The organism is Sinomonas sp. G460-2 (genome assembly GCF_047759905.1).
In the GTDB taxonomy this organism is placed as follows: Bacteria; Actinomycetota; Actinomycetes; order Actinomycetales; family Micrococcaceae; genus Sinomonas.
In genome coordinates this window covers 16400-31796 of the sequence record NZ_JBKZWT010000017.1, presented here as the reverse complement: position 1 = coordinate 31796, position 15397 = coordinate 16400, and the positions used below count along the sequence as shown (strand labels likewise).

At 69.2% G+C, this 15397-nt stretch carries 15 protein-coding genes, 1 tRNA gene and 1 other RNA gene; 9 read left to right on the top strand and 8 right to left on the bottom strand.

What is annotated here, in order from left to right; translation table 11 throughout:
• From ACLN58_RS03830 to gndA, 3 genes are all read left to right on the top strand, one after another.
• Positions 1-540 (top strand): NAD(P)-dependent oxidoreductase (locus ACLN58_RS03830; RefSeq protein ID WP_415853954.1); only part of this gene is annotated, 540 nt, incomplete at its 5' end.
• Complete coding sequence (locus tag ACLN58_RS03825) at positions 537-1307, top strand: glucose 1-dehydrogenase (RefSeq protein WP_415853953.1); 771 nt, start codon at positions 537-539, stop codon at positions 1305-1307. The genes ACLN58_RS03830 and ACLN58_RS03825, both read left to right, overlap by 4 nt.
• A 219-nt stretch (positions 1308-1526) precedes the next feature.
• A complete protein-coding gene (gene gndA / locus ACLN58_RS03820; protein WP_415853952.1) occupies positions 1527-2966 on the top strand; it encodes an NADP-dependent phosphogluconate dehydrogenase in 1440 nt (479 codons plus the stop codon).
• Positions 2967-3053: 87 nt separating this feature from the next.
• Here gndA and ACLN58_RS03815 read toward each other — a convergent pair whose 3' ends face one another.
• The gene (locus ACLN58_RS03815) at positions 3054-4691 is read right to left on the bottom strand and encodes a purple acid phosphatase family protein (protein WP_415853951.1); all 1638 of its coding nucleotides are present in this window, start codon (positions 4689-4691) and stop codon (positions 3054-3056) included.
• 163 nt (positions 4692-4854) lie between these two features.
• Between ACLN58_RS03815 and ACLN58_RS03810 the strand changes: the two genes are divergently transcribed.
• The gene (locus ACLN58_RS03810; RefSeq protein ID WP_415853950.1) at positions 4855-6558 is read left to right on the top strand and encodes an LssY C-terminal domain-containing protein; all 1704 of its coding nucleotides are present in this window, start codon (positions 4855-4857) and stop codon (positions 6556-6558) included.
• Positions 6559-6570: 12 nt separating this feature from the next.
• Here the strand turns inward: ACLN58_RS03810 and epsC are convergent, their stop codons facing one another.
• The 3 genes from epsC to msrA form a co-directional block, all read right to left on the bottom strand.
• The gene (gene epsC, locus ACLN58_RS03805) at positions 6571-7146 is read right to left on the bottom strand and encodes a serine O-acetyltransferase EpsC (protein WP_415853955.1); all 576 of its coding nucleotides are present in this window, start codon (positions 7144-7146) and stop codon (positions 6571-6573) included.
• Positions 7147-7197: 51 nt separating this feature from the next.
• Complete coding sequence (gene cysK, locus ACLN58_RS03800; protein WP_415853949.1) at positions 7198-8130, bottom strand: cysteine synthase A; 933 nt, start codon at positions 8128-8130, stop codon at positions 7198-7200.
• An 89-nt stretch (positions 8131-8219) separates the two neighbouring features.
• Positions 8220-8744, bottom strand: coding sequence for a peptide-methionine (S)-S-oxide reductase MsrA (gene msrA, locus ACLN58_RS03795; protein WP_415853948.1), 525 nt, complete (start codon positions 8742-8744; stop codon positions 8220-8222).
• A 54-nt stretch (positions 8745-8798) separates the two neighbouring features.
• On the opposite strand from msrA, the gene ACLN58_RS03790 reads away from it, so the two are divergent.
• On the top strand, positions 8799-9761 hold the full coding sequence (locus ACLN58_RS03790) for a Nif3-like dinuclear metal center hexameric protein (protein WP_415853947.1): 963 nt from the start codon (positions 8799-8801) through the stop codon (positions 9759-9761).
• A gap of 44 nt (positions 9762-9805) precedes the next feature.
• A complete protein-coding gene (locus ACLN58_RS03785; protein WP_415853946.1) occupies positions 9806-10540 on the top strand; it encodes a zinc ribbon domain-containing protein in 735 nt (244 codons plus the stop codon).
• Between the two features lie 16 nt (positions 10541-10556).
• On the opposite strand, the gene ACLN58_RS03780 is transcribed toward ACLN58_RS03785, so the two are convergent.
• On the bottom strand, positions 10557-11321 hold the full coding sequence (locus tag ACLN58_RS03780) for a YaaA family protein (protein WP_415853945.1): 765 nt from the start codon (positions 11319-11321) through the stop codon (positions 10557-10559).
• Between the two features lie 56 nt (positions 11322-11377).
• On the opposite strand from ACLN58_RS03780, the gene rnpB reads away from it, so the two are divergent.
• The 3 genes from rnpB to ACLN58_RS03765 all read left to right on the top strand — a co-directional run bounded on the left by rnpB (position 11378) and on the right by ACLN58_RS03765 (position 13757).
• Positions 11378-11768: RNase P RNA component class A (rnpB, locus tag ACLN58_RS03775), an RNA gene on the top strand.
• Positions 11769-12009: 241 nt separating this feature from the next.
• Positions 12010-13527 (top strand): glyceraldehyde-3-phosphate dehydrogenase, encoded by a 1518-nt coding sequence (locus ACLN58_RS03770; RefSeq protein WP_415853944.1) that lies wholly within the window; start codon positions 12010-12012, stop codon positions 13525-13527.
• 29 nt (positions 13528-13556) lie between these two features.
• Positions 13557-13757, top strand: coding sequence for a hypothetical protein (locus ACLN58_RS03765; protein ID WP_415853943.1), 201 nt, complete (start codon positions 13557-13559; stop codon positions 13755-13757).
• Positions 13758-13824: 67 nt separating this feature from the next.
• On the opposite strand, the gene def is transcribed toward ACLN58_RS03765, so the two are convergent.
• The 3 genes from def to orn form a co-directional block, all read right to left on the bottom strand.
• Positions 13825-14397 carry a peptide deformylase gene (def, locus tag ACLN58_RS03760; protein ID WP_415853942.1) on the bottom strand — a complete coding sequence of 191 codons (573 nt, stop codon included), beginning with the start codon at positions 14395-14397 and terminating at the stop codon, positions 13825-13827.
• Positions 14398-14494: 97 nt separating this feature from the next.
• Positions 14495-14567 (bottom strand) — tRNA-His (locus tag ACLN58_RS03755).
• A gap of 134 nt (positions 14568-14701) precedes the next feature.
• Positions 14702-15364 carry an oligoribonuclease gene (orn, locus tag ACLN58_RS03750; RefSeq protein ID WP_415853941.1) on the bottom strand — a complete coding sequence of 221 codons (663 nt, stop codon included), beginning with the start codon at positions 15362-15364 and terminating at the stop codon, positions 14702-14704.
• Between the last annotated feature and the right edge of the window lie 33 nt (positions 15365-15397).

Sequence of the window (15397 nt, the reverse complement as noted above, 5' to 3'; positions counted from 1 at the left end):
GGCGGCCGGGCCGGCGCCGAAGCCGGAACGCTCGCCATCATGGTCGGCGCCGAGCAGGCCGACTTCGACGCGCTCGGGCCCGTCTTCGGTGCCATGGGAGCGAACGTCGTGCGCCTTGGGACGCTCGGCGCGGGGTCCCTCGCCAAGGCCTGCAATCAGCTCATCGTCGGGACGACGGCGGCGGCCCTCGCCGAAGCCGCGGTGGTCGCCGAGGCCCAGGGCCTCGACGTCGGCGAGTTGTTCGGCGTGCTGGCCGGCGGCCTCGCCGGCAGCCGCGTCATGGACCAGCTTGCCCCGCGCATGATCGCGCGCGACTACACGCCCACCGGACCGGCGAAGTTCATGCTCAAGGATCTCCGTTTCGTCGAGGCCGCCGCCGCGGAGGCGGGCGCCAAGCTGCCCCTCGCCGAGGCCGCGCTCGAGGTCTACGGCGAACTCGTCGCAGCGGAGCTGGGCGACCTTGACCTTGCGTCCGTCCACGAGCTCGCGCGCCGCCGCTCCGGGCTCGCCGCCACGCCATCCCAGGAGGAACAGCCATGACCGCACTCTTCGATCTGACCGGCCGTACGGCCCTCGTGACGGGCTCGAGCCGGGGGATCGGCTCCGCGCTCGCCCGCGGACTCGCGGACGCGGGCGCCACGATCGTGATCCATGGCCGCGACGCCGAGCGCGCCGAGGCGACGCGCCGCGAGATGGCGGCCGTCTACGGTGACGGCCGGGTGTTCGCGGTCGCGTTCGACGTGACCGATCCCGCAGCCGCCGCGGCGGGCGTCGCCGAGGCCGAAGCCAAGGCGGGTCCGCTGCGCATCCTCGTCAACAACGCGGGTATCCAGCATCGCGTGCCGCTCTTCGACCTCGACCCGGCGGACTGGGACCGTGTTCTCAGGACCGACCTCACGAGTGCATTCCTCGTGGGCCGCGAGGCGGCGCGCGGGATGGCCGAACGCGGGGCGGGCAAGATCATCAACATCTGCTCCGTGCAGACAGACCTTGCGCGGCCCTCGATCGGCGCGTACACCGCCGCGAAGGGCGGCCTGCGCAATCTCACGCGCGCTATGGCGGCCGAATGGGCCGGCTCCGGCCTCCAGATCAATGGGGTCGCCCCCGGCTACATCCACACGGAGATGACCCAGAACCTCGTGGACGACGCGGAGTTCAATGCCTGGATCCTCGGCCGCACTCCGGCCCGCCGCTGGGGGACGGTCGACGACGTCGCTGGGCCGGTCGTGTGGCTCGCCTCGGACGCGTCCGACTTTGTCAACGGCCAGACCATCTTCGTCGATGGCGGCATGACGGTCGTGGTCTGAGTTGCCCCGCGCCGAGCGCCTCTCCGCGGCGGATGACGCGCGGGTTGCGGCCAGCTCACAAGGCAATCATGGCAAGCGATTGCCAGAAGTTAGGTCCACCGAAATAGGCTGTCAAGAAAGGGCATGCCGGCCCGCTGTCCACTAGCGTGGACCTCAGGCACTGGCAACAGCCGCGGGTCCGCGAACCGACGCGGGCCGGGCTCGAGAAACGGAGAGTACATGTCTGCACAGATCGGCGTCACCGGACTCGCGGTGATGGGAGCGAACCTCGCCCGAAACCTCGCGCGCAACGGCTACACCGTCGCGCTCCACAACCGCTCCGTCGAGAAGACCGACACCCTGCTGGCCAAGCACGGCGACGAGGGCAACTTCATCCGCACGGAGTCGCTTCAGGAACTCGTCGACTCGCTCGAGAAGCCGCGCCGCGTGCTCATCATGGTCAAGGCCGGCGCGCCCGTCGACGCCGTCGTGGACCAGCTCGTGCCGCTCCTCGAAGAGGGCGACATCGTCATCGACGCGGGCAACTCGCACTACGAGGACACGCGCCGTCGCGAGGCTGCGCTCGCCGAGAAGGGCCTCCACTTCGTGGGCGTCGGTGTCTCGGGCGGCGAGGAGGGTGCGCTCAACGGCCCGTCCATCATGCCCGGCGGCTCGAAGGAGTCCTACGCGGCCCTCGGCCCGCTGCTCGAGAAGATTTCGGCGAAGGCCAGCGACGGCACGCCGTGCTGCGCATGGATCGGCACCGACGGCGCGGGCCACTTCGTCAAGATGGTCCACAACGGCATCGAGTATGCCGACATGCAGGTCATCGGCGAGGCCTACGACCTCCTGCGCAGCGGCGCCGGCCTCGAGCCGGCCGAGCAGTCCGCGATCTTCGAGGAGTGGAACAAGGGCGAGCTCTCCTCGTTCCTCATCGAGATCACGTCCGAGGTGCTCCGTCACGTCGACGCCAAGACGGGCAAGCCGTTCGTCGACGTCGTCGTGGATGCGGCGGGCCAGAAGGGCACGGGCCGCTGGACCGTCCAGTCCGCGCTCGATCTCGGATCCCCTGTGTCCGGCATCGCCGAGTCGGTCTTCGCGCGCGGCATCTCGTCGCAGCGCGGCCAGCGCGCCATCGCGCAGGAGACGCTCGCGGGCCACGAGGTTGAGGTGACGCTCCCCGAGAACTTTGTCGAGGACGTGCGCCAGGCGCTCTACGCCTCGAAGCTCGTGAGCTACGCGCAGGGCCTCGACATGCTCTCGAGCGCCGCGAAGGAGTACGGCTGGGACCTCAAGCTCGATGAGATCGCGTCCCTGTGGCGCGCGGGCTGCATCATCCGCGCAGAGCTGCTCAAGGACATCATGGAGGCGTACAAGGGCGGCGAGAAGCCCGCGAACCTCCTGTTCGCGCCCGCGTTCGTGGAGTCCGTCGGCGCGGCCGTCCCCGCGTGGCGCCGCGTCGTGGCCACGGCCGTTCAGCTCGGCATCCCGGTGCCGGTCTTCTCCTCCTCGCTCGCCTACTACGACGGCCTGCGCCGCAAGCGCCTCCCGGCCGCCGTCATCCAGGGCCAGCGCGACCTGTTCGGTGCGCACACCTACCAGCGCGTCGACGTCGAGGGCACGTTCCACACGCTGTGGGGCGAGGACCACTCCGAGATCTCCGCGGTCGACACTCACTAGGCGCCCCTCCCGGGCAGCGTCCCCGCGGGCGACCGCAGACGACGACGCCGCTCTCCTCACGTGGGGAGCGGCGCCGTCGTTCGTGGCTCAGTTCTGAGCGCCCTGGCTCGCGTCCGCCATAGCCGGCTGGCGCGCGTCCGCGCGCGGACGGCGCAGCGTGAACGTCTCGAACGCCTCGAGGCCGCCGCCCACGCCGGTGACGTTGTAGTACGTGACCTTCATGGTCGTCTCGCCGCCAGGCTGGCCGGGATCGACGTCGAACGCCCCGAAGCCGTAGGAGTTCGCGGCATCCCGCACGGCCGACCACGGGGCCTGCTCGTGCACGTACACGGGCGCGCGCTTGCCCGATGTGGGATCCGGTGCCGTGACGGAGACGATGACGCGGCACTCCGGCGGCGTGAAGAGGAGCTGGTTCGACGGGACGGACGTCCCGCCGCCGCCAAGGATCATGTGCACGGTGCCCTTCGTCGTGTCGACCGACTGGGTGTTCGTTGCGGCGGGCTTGGGGGTGAGCGTCTGGTTGGCCTCCGCGCCCCGGACCGGGTGCGAGCGCTCGTAGTGGTGCTCGTGGCCGCACACCACGAGGTCCACGCCGTACTTGTCGAAGAGCGGGCCCCACTCCTGCCGGATGCCGAGGTCGGCGCCGTTGAAGTTGTTCGCGGTGCTGATCACCACCTGGTGCATGCAGACCACGACCCAGTCGATCCCGCCGTTCGACCGCGCGTCCTTGAGCTCGCTCTCGAGCCACGCCTTCTGGGCGCCCTTCGAGTAGCCGCGGACGTAGGAGTTGCCGCCGTCCTGGTAGCAGACGTCGTCGTTCGCGAGGGAGATGACGCGGACGGCGCCGACCGTGAAGCTGTACCAGAGGCCGCGCGTCACGTCGGTCTGGCCGGAGGCCTGGGGAACCTCGAAGTACGTCTGGTACGCCGCGTAGCCGATCGGGCCATTGCCGAGCTCGTTCTCGTGGTTTCCTGCGGACGGCATCCACGGGCGGTTGCGCGCACTGCGCGAGTTGTTCGTCCAGAAGTCCCACCACGTGCGGATGCGGTCGGTCGCGAGGTTGGCGTAGCAGAGGTCGCCGTTGAAGAGGTGGAACATCGGCTGGACGCGCTCGACGCCTCCCGTCGTGTCTCCCGCGGAAGGGGAGCCGAGGTTGTCGTTGACCCACGTCGTCGTCCCAGACTGCTTCTTGCCGAGCGTCGGGGTGCCCTGGTCGCCGAAGCTCGTGAACGTCACGCGCGCCCGCCCGCGAGGGCCCGTGGTGAACGTGCCGAACTCCGGGGTCGCTCCCGCGTGGACCGCGGCGTAAAGGTAGCCCGTGGCGGGCTCGAGCCCCGTGAGCGACGCATGGTGCGCGTAGACGGTGCGGCCGGACTTGGCGTCGAGGTAGCTCCGCGTCGTCGCCGCCACGGCCGCGTCGAAGTTGCCGTGGGCGTCGCCGAGCAGCACGCGGGCGTCCGTGACGGGCTGGAGCGTGTGCCACGAGACCACGATCGCGCGCGACGCGTCGGCGCCGAACTGGAGGTGGAGGCCGTCGACGGTCGGGGTCGCCGTCGGGTCCGTGGCAGAGAGCGAACCGGGCAGGCCCTTCTCATCCGCGGGTGCCTGGGTGGGGGATGCCTGAGCGGGGGTTGCGATGGCCACGGTGCCCGCAGCGGCGGCGAGGCCGGCGCCGATGAGCAGGCGACGGCGGGTGACGGGGGAGTTTTCGGGAGGCGTCGTCATGGGCCTGAGCATGCACCGCCCATCGCCGACGGCGGGCCAACCGGGCGTGAACGCCCGATGCACGTTCGGTGCACGGCTGCGAGCCCAAGATGGAGCAGGATGGAGTCGCAGGCGCTTCGCAGGAAAGCCGGGAAAAGACAGCGCGGAAGTGGAGGCGGCAACCATGGCGGAACGTGGGACGGAGCGGCGACCGGGCGGGGGCGCGGCGGCGCACCTGCTACTGGCCCTCGTGGGGGTCGTGCTCGCGGTCGCGTGCCTGTACGCGGTCAGGACGCTCTCCCTCTTCGTGTCCCCGATGCTGTTCCTCGCCGCGATCTTCCTTGAGGCCGTGTTCGTCGCCGTGGTCGTGTACGGCCTCGTCCGGGCGCTGACGAAGCCCTCCGCCATGCTCCGCTCGCTCGCGGCGTCCGCCTGGATTGGGCTCGAGTCGAACGACTACGTGATGAGGTTCCGGACGAGCAGGGCGCCGTGGGTGCGTTGGCTGCGGAACCGCTTCCGGCGGGATACGTCGACCGGCATCTGGCTCACGGGCACGGTCGTGGTTGCCGCGATCCCGTTCGTGAACTTCCTAAGCCTCGCCATCGCGGTGGCCACGCACGGGTCCCTGACTTCCGTGGATCAGCGCATCGCGAACCTCATGCCCCGGGTCCGCACACCGGGCGAGACGGAGTTCTTCACCGCGGCGACCATGCTAGCGAACGTGCAGACTCTCGTCCTGGTCACCGCGGCTGCCGCCGGGCTGCTGTGGTGGAGGCGGCGTCGGTTCCTCGCTGGAGCCGTCGTCGTGACCGTGCTCGCGCAGGAGGCCGTGTACTACGTGGTCAAGGCGATCGCGGGCCGCGCGCGCCCCGATGAGTCGCTGGCCCTGTTGATCAACACGGGTCCCAGCTTCCCGAGCGGACACGTGGTGCGGGCAACCGTGGCCTACGGAATCATCGCCTACCTGCTGTTCAAGGCGTTCAGGTCGCGGGCGGCCAAGGCGGCCACGGTTGCCGGATATCTCGTCGTCGTCCTGCTTGTGGCCATGAGCCGCGTCTACTTCGGCGTCCACTACGCGACCGACGTCTGGGGAAGCATGCTGCTGGGCAGTGCGATGCTCGCCGCGCTCGTGGGGACCCTCGAGATCGCCGCGCGCTTTCCCGTGCTGAACGGACGACGGCGCGCGGTCGCCCCAGGGCGGGCCCTCGCCGTCGTTCCCGTCTTGGGAGTCGCCTTCGCCCTCGTCTCGGCGCCCCTCCTGGTCCATCCGGAGGCGCACCCGGCGGAGTCGCGCACGGAGCCGCTCGCCTCGCTCGACATCGCCTCGCTCACCCGGCTCCCCCTCTACAGCGAGACGCTCACGGGTGACCGGATGGAACCGGCGAGCTTCGTCTTCGTCGGCACCGAGGACCAGCTCGTTGAGGCATTCGAAGGTCGAGGATGGGACCGCGCCGACCCCTCGACGTTCGCCAATACCATCCGCGCCTTCGCCGTGGGCTTCCAGGGCGGCCAGTACGCGACAGCGCCCGTGACCCCGTCCTTCATGGCGTCCGAGCCCGAGTCGATCGCGTTCCAGAAGGCCACCGCATCGAATTCCCTGCGGCAGCGTCACCACATCCGCATCTGGCGGTCCGGCTTCACCGCACCGGACGGCCGCCCCGTCTGGGAGGCGACCGCGAGCTTCGACGACGGGATTGAACTCGCAGGGACCGCCAAGGTCCCCACCCATCACATCGACCCGAATATCGACGCCGAGCGGGCCTTCATCATGGGCTCCCTCGGGTATCCCGACCACCTCGTCGCGCTGACGACGCCCCAGATGGGCCACAACGGCAGTGGCGACGAGTTCTTCACCGACGGTAGGGCGGAACTCCTCGAGCTCCGCTGACGGTGCGGGTGGTCAGATGTAGTAGTACTCCGCCGGGTCCACGGCCGGCTTCATCTCCTTGACCGCGTCGCGATGCCGCCACGTGGCTGGGATGCCGGTCACGATCGAGTTCGGGGGAGCGTCCTTGACCACCACGGCGTTGGCGCCCACGGCGCTCCCAGCACCGATCGTGATGGGACCGAGGACCTTCGCGCCGGCACCGATCGTGACGCCGTTGCCGATCGTCGGGTGGCGCTTGACCTTGGCGAGCGAGCGGCCGCCGAGCGTCACACCGTGGTAGATCATGACGTCCTCGCCGATCTCGGCCGTCTCACCGATCACCACGCCCATGCCATGGTCGATGAAGAACCGCCGGCCGATCGTCGCACCCGGATGGATCTCGATCCCGGTGAGGAATCGGCCGGCCTGGGAGATGAGCCGCGCGGAGAACCGCAGCTCGGGCTTCTGCCACATCTTGTGCGTGAGCCGGTGGATCCAGATGGCGTGAAGTCCCGAATAGGCCAGGAAGTTCTCGACGTTTCCGCGGGCTGCGGGGTCGTGCGCGCGGGCCGCCTCGAGGTCCTCGAGGAGCCGCGCGAACGTGCGAATGATGAGTGACACAGACTTCTTTCTACCGCAGCCCGCCCGCGGGGGCGATTTCTAGCCGCGGATGTCGTCGAAGAGGACAGTGGAGATGTAACGCTCGCCGAAGTCGGGGACGATCGCGACGATGAGCTTGCCTTCGTTCTCGGGCCGCTTGGCGAGCTCGAGCGCGCCCCACACGGCCGCACCCGCGGAGATGCCGCCGAGGATGCCCTCCTTCGTGGCGAGCGCGCGAGCCGTCGCGACCGAGTCTTCGAGGGTCGCGTCGAGGACCTCGTCGTAGACGGTCGTGTCGAGCACCTCGGGGACGAAGTTGGCGCCAAGGCCCTGGATCTTGTGCGGGCCGGGGGCGCCGCCGTTGAGGATCGGGGAGTCCTTCGGCTCGACCGCGACGACCTTGACGCTGGGCTTGCGCTCCTTGAGGAGCTGGCCGGCGCCCGTGATCGTGCCACCCGTGCCGATGCCGCCCACGAAGACGTCGATCTTGCCCTCGGTGTCGTTCCAGATCTCCTCGCCCGTGGTCGCACGGTGGATCGCCGGGTTGGCCGGGTTCGCGAACTGCTGGGCCCAGATCGAGTTCTCCGTGTTCGCCACGATCTCCTGAGCCTTCTCGACCGCGCCGCGCATGCCCTCTGAGCCCGGCGTCAGGACGATCTCGGCGCCGTACGCGCGCAGGAGCACGCGACGCTCCGTGGACATGGTCTCCGGCATTGTGAGGATGACCTTGTAGCCGCGGGCCGCGCCGACGAGCGCGAGCGCGATGCCGGTGTTCCCCGACGTGCCCTCGACGATCGTGCCGCCCGGCTTGAGCGCACCGGACTTCTCCGCGGCGTCGATGATGGCGACGCCGATGCGGTCCTTGACGCTGTTGGCCGGGTTGTAGAACTCAAGCTTGACGGCGACGTCGGCGCCGAGGCCCTCCGTGAGTCGGTTGAGCCGGACAAGGGGGGTGTTGCCGACCAGCTGAGTCACGTCGTCGTAGATGCGCATGGATTTCCTTCGTGTGAAGTGGGGAGCCGCTCGCGGAGCCGAGCGGCATGGCAGGCCGCGCTCAGCCTAGCGATGCCGGGAAATGAGGGCTAGGAGTCGAGCCACGCTGAGTAATATTTCCGGGCTTTAGCCAGCTTGGGATTGATGATGACGTGACAGTACCCAGCGTGCGGGTTCTTGGCGTAGTAATTCTGGTGGAATTCCTCGGCCGGATAGAACATGCTCGCGCGCGTCACCTCGGTGACAATCGGCCGATCCCACAGGGCCTGATTCCGCTCGATGGCGTCCTCGAAGAGCATCTTCTCCTCGTCATCGACGTAGAACATCGATGAACGATATTGCGTCCCCACGTCATATCCCTGGCGATTGAGCGTGGTCGGATCGTGGAGCGCGAAGAACATGTCGAGCACGGTCTCGGCCGGAATTGTCTCGTCGTCGAACGTCACCGCGACCACTTCGGCGTGGCCAGTCATCCCGCTGCACACGCTGTAGTAGTCCGGGTTGGGCAGATCGCCGCCGATGTACCCGGACACGACCGAGCTCACGCCCTTGGTCTTCTGGTAGACGGCGTCGAGGCACCAGAAGCAGCCCCCGCCCAGGATGAAGGTCTTCATGCTGCCTACAATGTCCGGGACAAGCGGAAGATTCCCGAGAGAGGATTGCGCCTAGTGTCTGAGGGACGCCGCACGCCCGAATCCCCCCGTGCCGATGAGCCGAGCGAGGCCGCTGAGGCGGCGGAGCCCGCGGAGGGCACCCCCGCCACGACGGACGACGGCGCCGCCCCGGCTGCCGCTGCCTCCCTCGCCCAGGTGCTTCTCGCCGTGGAGGAGCTATGGCCCGAGTCGCTCGCCGAGGAATGGGACGCCGTCGGCCTCGTCACGGGCCGCCCGGCCCAAGAGGTGACCAAGATCCTGTTCGCGGTCGACCCCGTGATCGAGGTCATCGAAGAGGCCACGAAGTGGGGTGCCGATCTCCTCGTGACGCATCATCCGCTGCTTCTGCGCGGGGTCCACACCGTCGCGGCGAACACGCCCAAGGGCCGCGCCGTCCATCGGCTCATCGAGTCGGGTACGGCGCTGCTCACGGTCCACACGAACGGCGACAGCGCCGTGGGCGGCGTCTCCGACGTCCTTGCCGACGCGCTCGGGCTCGAGAACGTCGAGCCGCTCACGAAGGCCGCCAACGGCCTGCCCGAGGAAGGCATCGGCCGCGTCGGTGACCTCTCGGAGGTCACGAGCCTCGCGGACTTCGCCGAGACGCTGTTCGGCCTCCTCCCGGCGGTTGCGGGCGGAGTGCGCGTCTCGGGCGACCGAGACGGCCTCGTGCGCCGCGTCGCAGTGTGCGGGGGAGCCGGTGACAGCCTGTTCGAGAGCGTGCGGACCGCGGGCGCGGACGTGTACGTCACGGCGGATCTCCGCCACCATCCGGCGTCGGAGGCACGGGAGTCGAGCCCCGACGGCCGGCCGTACCTCATCGACGTGAGCCATTTTGCGAGCGAGTGGCTGTGGCTTCCGGCGGCCGCGCAGGCGCTCGACAACGTGCTCCGGGACCAGGGGCACACAGTCGATGTCAGGGTCTCGACGGTGAACACCGATCCGTGGGACTTCATCCTGACGCCCACCGAGGGATAGAGTCGCAGCCACGACCCGCGCGCCGACGATGTCCAGGAGGAACCATGCCGAAGGCCCCCGCCGCTGAACAGCTCAAGCTGCTGGGCCTTCAGGCCCTCGACGCGAAGCTGCATTCCCTCGACGTGCGGCGGAGGGCCCTTGAGTCGGACCCCCGACTAGGCCCGTCGGACGCGGCGGTCGCGGAGGCCGCCAACGTGTCACACGAGGCCAACCGCGCCGTCGAGGCCGCCGAAGCCGAACTCACGAAGGTCGAGCAGAGCGTCGAGCAGATCACGTCCCGGATCGAGCGGGACGAGGCGCGCCTCTACGCGGGCGGCCTCTCGAAGGATCTCCAGGCCCTCCAGCAGGACATTGCGGGCCTCACGGCCCGCAAGTCGGACCTCGAGGACACTGAGCTCGAGATCCTCGAGCGGCTTGAGTCGCTCCGCTCTGAGCAGTCGGCAGCGACCGAGGCGAGGGCCGCGGCCCTCACGCGGGATGCGGAGCTCCGGTCGGAGCTCGACGCAGGCCTCGGCTCCGTCGCGGAGGAGCACGCCGCAGTCTCTCGCGAGCGCGCCGATTACGTGGCGGGCGTCGACGGCGGCCTCGTTCAGGTTTACGAGAAGACGCTCGCGCGGCGCGGTGTCGGAGCGGCGCGGCTCTTCCACGGCGTGTCCGAGGGCTCGGGCATGACGCTGAGCCCTGGCGACCTTGCGACGATCCGTTCCGCCGCCGAGGACGAGATCGTGTTCTGCCCCGATTCGGGCTGCATCCTGGTTCGCTCGCCCGAGTGGAACTGACGGCGCCCCGCGGCCCTCAGCCCTCGAGGACGAGCGCGAGCGAGTGCGGCCTGCGGGCCGTGCCCCCGGTCAGCTCGGCGTTCCAGTGCTCGCTCGCGGCGGCGAGCAGAGCCGTGGGCGTGGCCGGCGCCTTGCCCCTCCGGGTGAGCAGGTGCCGCACAAACTCGCCCCGATGGTGCTTCGCGAAGTGGCTCACCACCGTCCGCTTGCCGTTCCGCTCGGTCAGGACCTCGACGGTCACGGTGCGCTCGGCGGGCGGCGCGTAGGCCGCGGCGTACGTGCTCGAGCGGCAATCGACCACGAGACCCTCGGACGCGCGCTCGGCGAGGGCGTCTCGAAGGAGGGGCTTCCAGTACGAGGCGAGTCGCCCGAGCCCGGGCAGAGCCGTCGACATCGAGAGCCGGTAGGCGGGCACGGTGTCCGCGAAGCCGACCGCGCCCCACAGCGCCGAGACGACGACGATCCACTCGTCCGCCTTCCGTCGCTGCGTCGGCGTGAGCGATGCATAGCCGAGCGCCTCGTACAGGACCCCCGAGTACACGCGGTGCGCGGGCGCCGCCGGTTCGGTGTGGAGCCGCCGGTTCCGGTCGACGTCGTCCGCGAGGGAGGCACCCACGCCAAGCGCTTCGAGCGCGTCGTGGCGCCCGCTCACCTCTGCGAGGCGCTCCATGACCTCGCGGCGCGCCCCCGCAAGGCCGGGGAAGCTCAAGGCGGCGAGGTCGACGGCGGCGCCGCGGCCGGCGGGAGTCTTGCCCTCGGAGGGCGGGAGCAGGATGAGCACCACGGAATCCTATCCGCCCGGATAGGCCCCGCCGCCCCGGTACACTGGGAGGCGGATGGGACAGCCAGACGGCCGCGCGCCACGCAAGTGGCTCGAGGAACGTCCGGGCTCCGCAGAGCAGGGTGGTGGGTAACGCCCACTCGGGGCAACCCGCAGGACAGTGCCACAGAAAACAGACCGCCGCCGCGCATCGCGCCGTGAGGCACGGCGCGGCGGTAAGGGTGAAACGGTGGTGTAAGAGACCACCAGCTCCCCGGGTGACCGGGGAGGCTCGGTAAACCCCACTCGGAGCAAGGCCAGACAGGGCGCGATTGAGGGCTGCTCGCCCGAGTGCCCGGGTAGGCCGCTGGAGGGTGCCGGCAACGGCGCCCCGAGATGGATGGCCGTCGCTTCCTCGCTGGCAACAGCGGGGGAGAACAGAACCCGGCGTATCGGTTGTCCCATCCCCTCCGGGGACCCACTGAGGCCTCTCAGAGCGGGCCGCGAACCGAGAGTCTGTGAGTGACTTCACAGCGCTCGCCCGCCGCCGGGCCCACCCCCGCCCGTAGAATTGGGGGTGAACGTGGATGTTCAGGAGCCGGCTCTGCGATCGCAGAACCGGCTTTTTTCGCGCCCTGCGCTGGCACCCGGCGCGCGGACAGCGCACGACGGCGTGCGCGACACTGCAGAGAAAGGCACCTGTGTGAGCATGACGGATACCGCCCTCGCTACGTGGATCGGCCGGGAGGCCGCGGCGGAAGAGATGATTCCGCTGATTGGGCGCCTCTACCGCGAGAACAACGTCGTGACCTCGGTCCACGGCCGCAGCCTTATCAACCAGTCCGTGGTCGGCCTCCTCAAGGCCCACCGCTGGGCCCGACAGATCGACAGCGAGGAGCTCGACCTCGAGGAGACCCTCCCCATCCTGCGGGCCCTCGTCTCCCTCGAGCTCGGTGCCGCGTCGATCGACCTCGCCCGCCTCAACGAGAAGTTCCGCGCGGAGGGGGCAGACCGCACGCTCGAGGATTTCCTGCGCGGCGAGCTCTCCGGTCTCGTGGGCCAGCGCGGGGCGGATCCGCGCCCCAGCACGGACGTGGTGCTCTACGGCTTCGGCAGGATTGGCCGTCTCGTGGCCCGCATCCTCATCGAGCACGCGGGCGGCGGCCACGGCCTGCGCCTCCGCGCGATCGTGGTGCGCAAGGGCTCGGACAGGGACCTCGTCAAGCGGGCGAGCCTCTTGCGCCGAGACTCGGTCCACGGCCCGTTCGAGGGGACCATCACGGTGGACGAGGTCAACAACACGATCCTCGCCAACGGCACGCTCATCCAGGTCATCTACTCGGACAACCCCGCGACCGTCGACTACACCCAGTACGGGATCCGGGACGCAATCGTCGTGGACAACACCGGCCGGTGGCGCGACGAGGCGGGCCTCTCGCAGCACCTCGAGAGCAGGGGGGTCTCGCGCGTCCTGCTCACCGCGCCCGGCAAGGGGGGCCTGCCCAACATCGTCCACGGCATCAACCACGGCGACATCACCGCCGAGGACCGCATCGTCACCGCCGCCTCGTGCACGACCAACGCCATCACGCCCGTGCTCAAGGCGATCAACGACAAGTACGGCGTGGTCCACGGGCACGTCGAGACGGTCCACTCGTTCACGAACGACCAGAACCTCACCGACAACTTCCACAAGGGCGATCGCCGCGGCCGCTCTGCCGCGCTCAACATGGTCCTGACCGAGACCGGCGCCGCGAAGGCCGTCGCCAAGGCCCTTCCCGAGTTGGCGGGCAAGCTCACCGGCAACGCGATCCGCGTCCCCACCCCGGACGTCTCGATGGCCATCCTCAACCTGAACCTCGAGCGCGAGGCCCCGAAGGACGAGGTCAACGCCTACCTGCGCGACATGTCGCTGCACTCGGATCTGCGCAAGCAGATCGACTACATCGCCTCGCCGGAGGTCGTCTCGACCGACTTTGTCGGCTCGCGCCGCGCAGGCATCGTGGACGGTCTCGCCACGATCAGCACGGCCCGGAACCTGGTCCTCTACGTCTGGTATGACAACGAGTTCGGCTACAGCTGCCAGGTGGTCCGCGTGCTTGAGGAGATGGCGGGGGTCAACGCGCCGTTCTTCCCGGCTCGGTCGGAGGCGCCGTCCCGGGCCCAGTCCGAGGCTCTTGTGGGGGCCGATGACCTTTTGGCAACAATCGGTGAGGTCACTGGATAACCCCAGACTCGCGGAGCAAGATGCAAGCTATGGAAGCGACTGAGCACGAGAGCACCCTCGAACACGCACTCGACGTGGCCAAGGCGAACGCCAAACAGGCGCGGCTCCTCCTGGACCATGCGAGGGCCAAGCTCGAGGCCGGCGAGGTGACCCCCTCGCGGGTCTCGCAGCTCGAGGACCTGCTGCGCATCGCCGAGGAGGATCTCCTCCGGGTGACCAAGGAACAGTAACAAGCCCAACCGACAGCGAAGGGCGCCGCACTGGGTGCGGCGCCCTTCGTCGTGGTGATGGGGTTGGTCAGTGACCGAACGGGTCGGGGTCGACTCCCGGCATCCAGGTCAGGCCCGGGACGCCCCAGCCGTGCTGCTTGGCGGCCTTCTTCGCCTTGCGGGCGTAGCGCTCGGGCAGCTTGTCGACGTAGAGCTTGCCGTCGAGGTGGTCGTACTCGTGCTGCATGACGCGCGCGAACCAGCCGGTCGCGACGAAGTCGATGCGGGAGCCGTCTCCGTCGAAGCCCTCGACGCGGGCCCAATCGGCGCGCCTGAGCGGGTAGCTCTCGCCGGGGAAGGAGAGGCAGCCCTCTTCGTCCTCCTCGGGGTCGGGGGCCGTGCCCGGGACCTTCGAGAGCGTGAGGCGCGGGTTCACGAGGGCGCCCCGGGGAGGCACGTCGTCGTCGTTCTCGAACTTGTACACGAAGATGCGCAGGCCCACGCCGATCTGCGGGGCAGCGAGCCCCACGCCGTTCGCGGCGTCATTCGTCTCGTGCATGTCGGCGATGAGCTCGCGGAGCGCGCCGTCGAACTCGGTGACCTCGGCAGCCCGCCGGTGCAGGACGGGCTCGCCCCAGATGGTCACGGGATGGACAGTCATGTGTTCCCTCAACTTCGTGCGGATCCGTCGGGGCCTCAACGCGAGAGGCCGCACGGCGAACCGTGCGGCCTCTCATGCGGGATAGTCCCGACTTCGGGGTGAGTAACGGGGGTTGAACCCGCGACCTTCTGGACCACAACCAGACGCTCTGCCGACTGAGCTATACCCACCACGCAACCGCCAAAGTACGAAGGGTTACCCCTCCATGCTGCAACGGCAACGACGACTAGTCTACCTGCTGTTCACGGGTGCTTTTGCCATTTTCGGGGGATTCCCGGGACTTTTTCGCGGCCTGCGGCACAGGTCACAGGTCCGCGGGCGTCTCCGCGGGAGCGTGCGTTCCCGGCGTCGAGGCGGCGGCTCCCGCAGCGGAAATCCGGGCGGAAATCTCCTGCGCCGTGGCCGAGTCCGGGCCAGGGGCCGGGACGAAAACCGCCTCGCGGTAGTAGCGGAGCTCGTCGATCGAGTCCCGGATGTCGCCGAGCGCGCGATGGCCGCCGGTCTTCGCGGGGGCCTGGAAGTAGGCGCGCGGAAACCACCTCCGGGCGAGCTCCTTGATCGTCGAGACGTCGATGATCCGGTAGTGGAGATGCTCGATCACCTCGGGCATGTCGCGCGCGAGGAACATCCGGTCCGTCCCCACGGAATTGCCGCCGAGCTGGGCCTTGTTCGGCTCCGGAACCCACTTGCGGATGTACGCCATGACCTCCGCCTGGGCCGCCTCGAGCGTGACCCCGTGCGGCAGCTCATCGAGCAGCTTGGACGAGGTGTGCATCGCGCGCACGAAGTCGTTCATGCCCTCGAGGGCCTCGTCAGAGGGGCGGATGACGACGTCGACGCCGTCGCCCAAGATGGTGAGCTCTGCGTCGGTCACGAGGACGGCCACCTCGATGAGGGCGTCCCGGGCGATGTCGAGGCCCGTCATTTCGCAGTCGATCCAGACAATCCGTTCAGCATGGTTAGACACCCTGCCAATGTACCCGAGGCCTTGCAGCACGCC

Bases quoted from the DNA above. Each gene is read 5' to 3' on its own strand.
- ACLN58_RS03825 (WP_415853953.1), top strand. From the start codon at position 537: ATGACCGCACTCTTCGATCTGACCGGCCGTACGGCCCTCGTGACGGGC.
- gndA (WP_415853952.1), top strand. From the start codon at position 1,527: ATGTCTGCACAGATCGGCGTCACCGGACTCGCGGTGATGGGAGCGAAC.
- ACLN58_RS03815 (WP_415853951.1), bottom strand. From the start codon at position 4,691: ATGACGACGCCTCCCGAAAACTCCCCCGTCACCCGCCGTCGCCTGCTC.
- ACLN58_RS03810 (WP_415853950.1), top strand. From the start codon at position 4,855: ATGGCGGAACGTGGGACGGAGCGGCGACCGGGCGGGGGCGCGGCGGCG.
- cysK (WP_415853949.1), bottom strand. From the start codon at position 8,130: ATGCGCATCTACGACGACGTGACTCAGCTGGTCGGCAACACCCCCCTT.
- msrA (WP_415853948.1), bottom strand. From the start codon at position 8,744: ATGAAGACCTTCATCCTGGGCGGGGGCTGCTTCTGGTGCCTCGACGCC.
- ACLN58_RS03785 (WP_415853946.1), top strand. From the start codon at position 9,806: ATGCCGAAGGCCCCCGCCGCTGAACAGCTCAAGCTGCTGGGCCTTCAG.
- ACLN58_RS03770 (WP_415853944.1), top strand. From the start codon at position 12,010: ATGACGGATACCGCCCTCGCTACGTGGATCGGCCGGGAGGCCGCGGCG.
- ACLN58_RS03765 (WP_415853943.1), top strand. From the start codon at position 13,557: ATGGAAGCGACTGAGCACGAGAGCACCCTCGAACACGCACTCGACGTG.
- def (WP_415853942.1), bottom strand. From the start codon at position 14,397: ATGACTGTCCATCCCGTGACCATCTGGGGCGAGCCCGTCCTGCACCGG.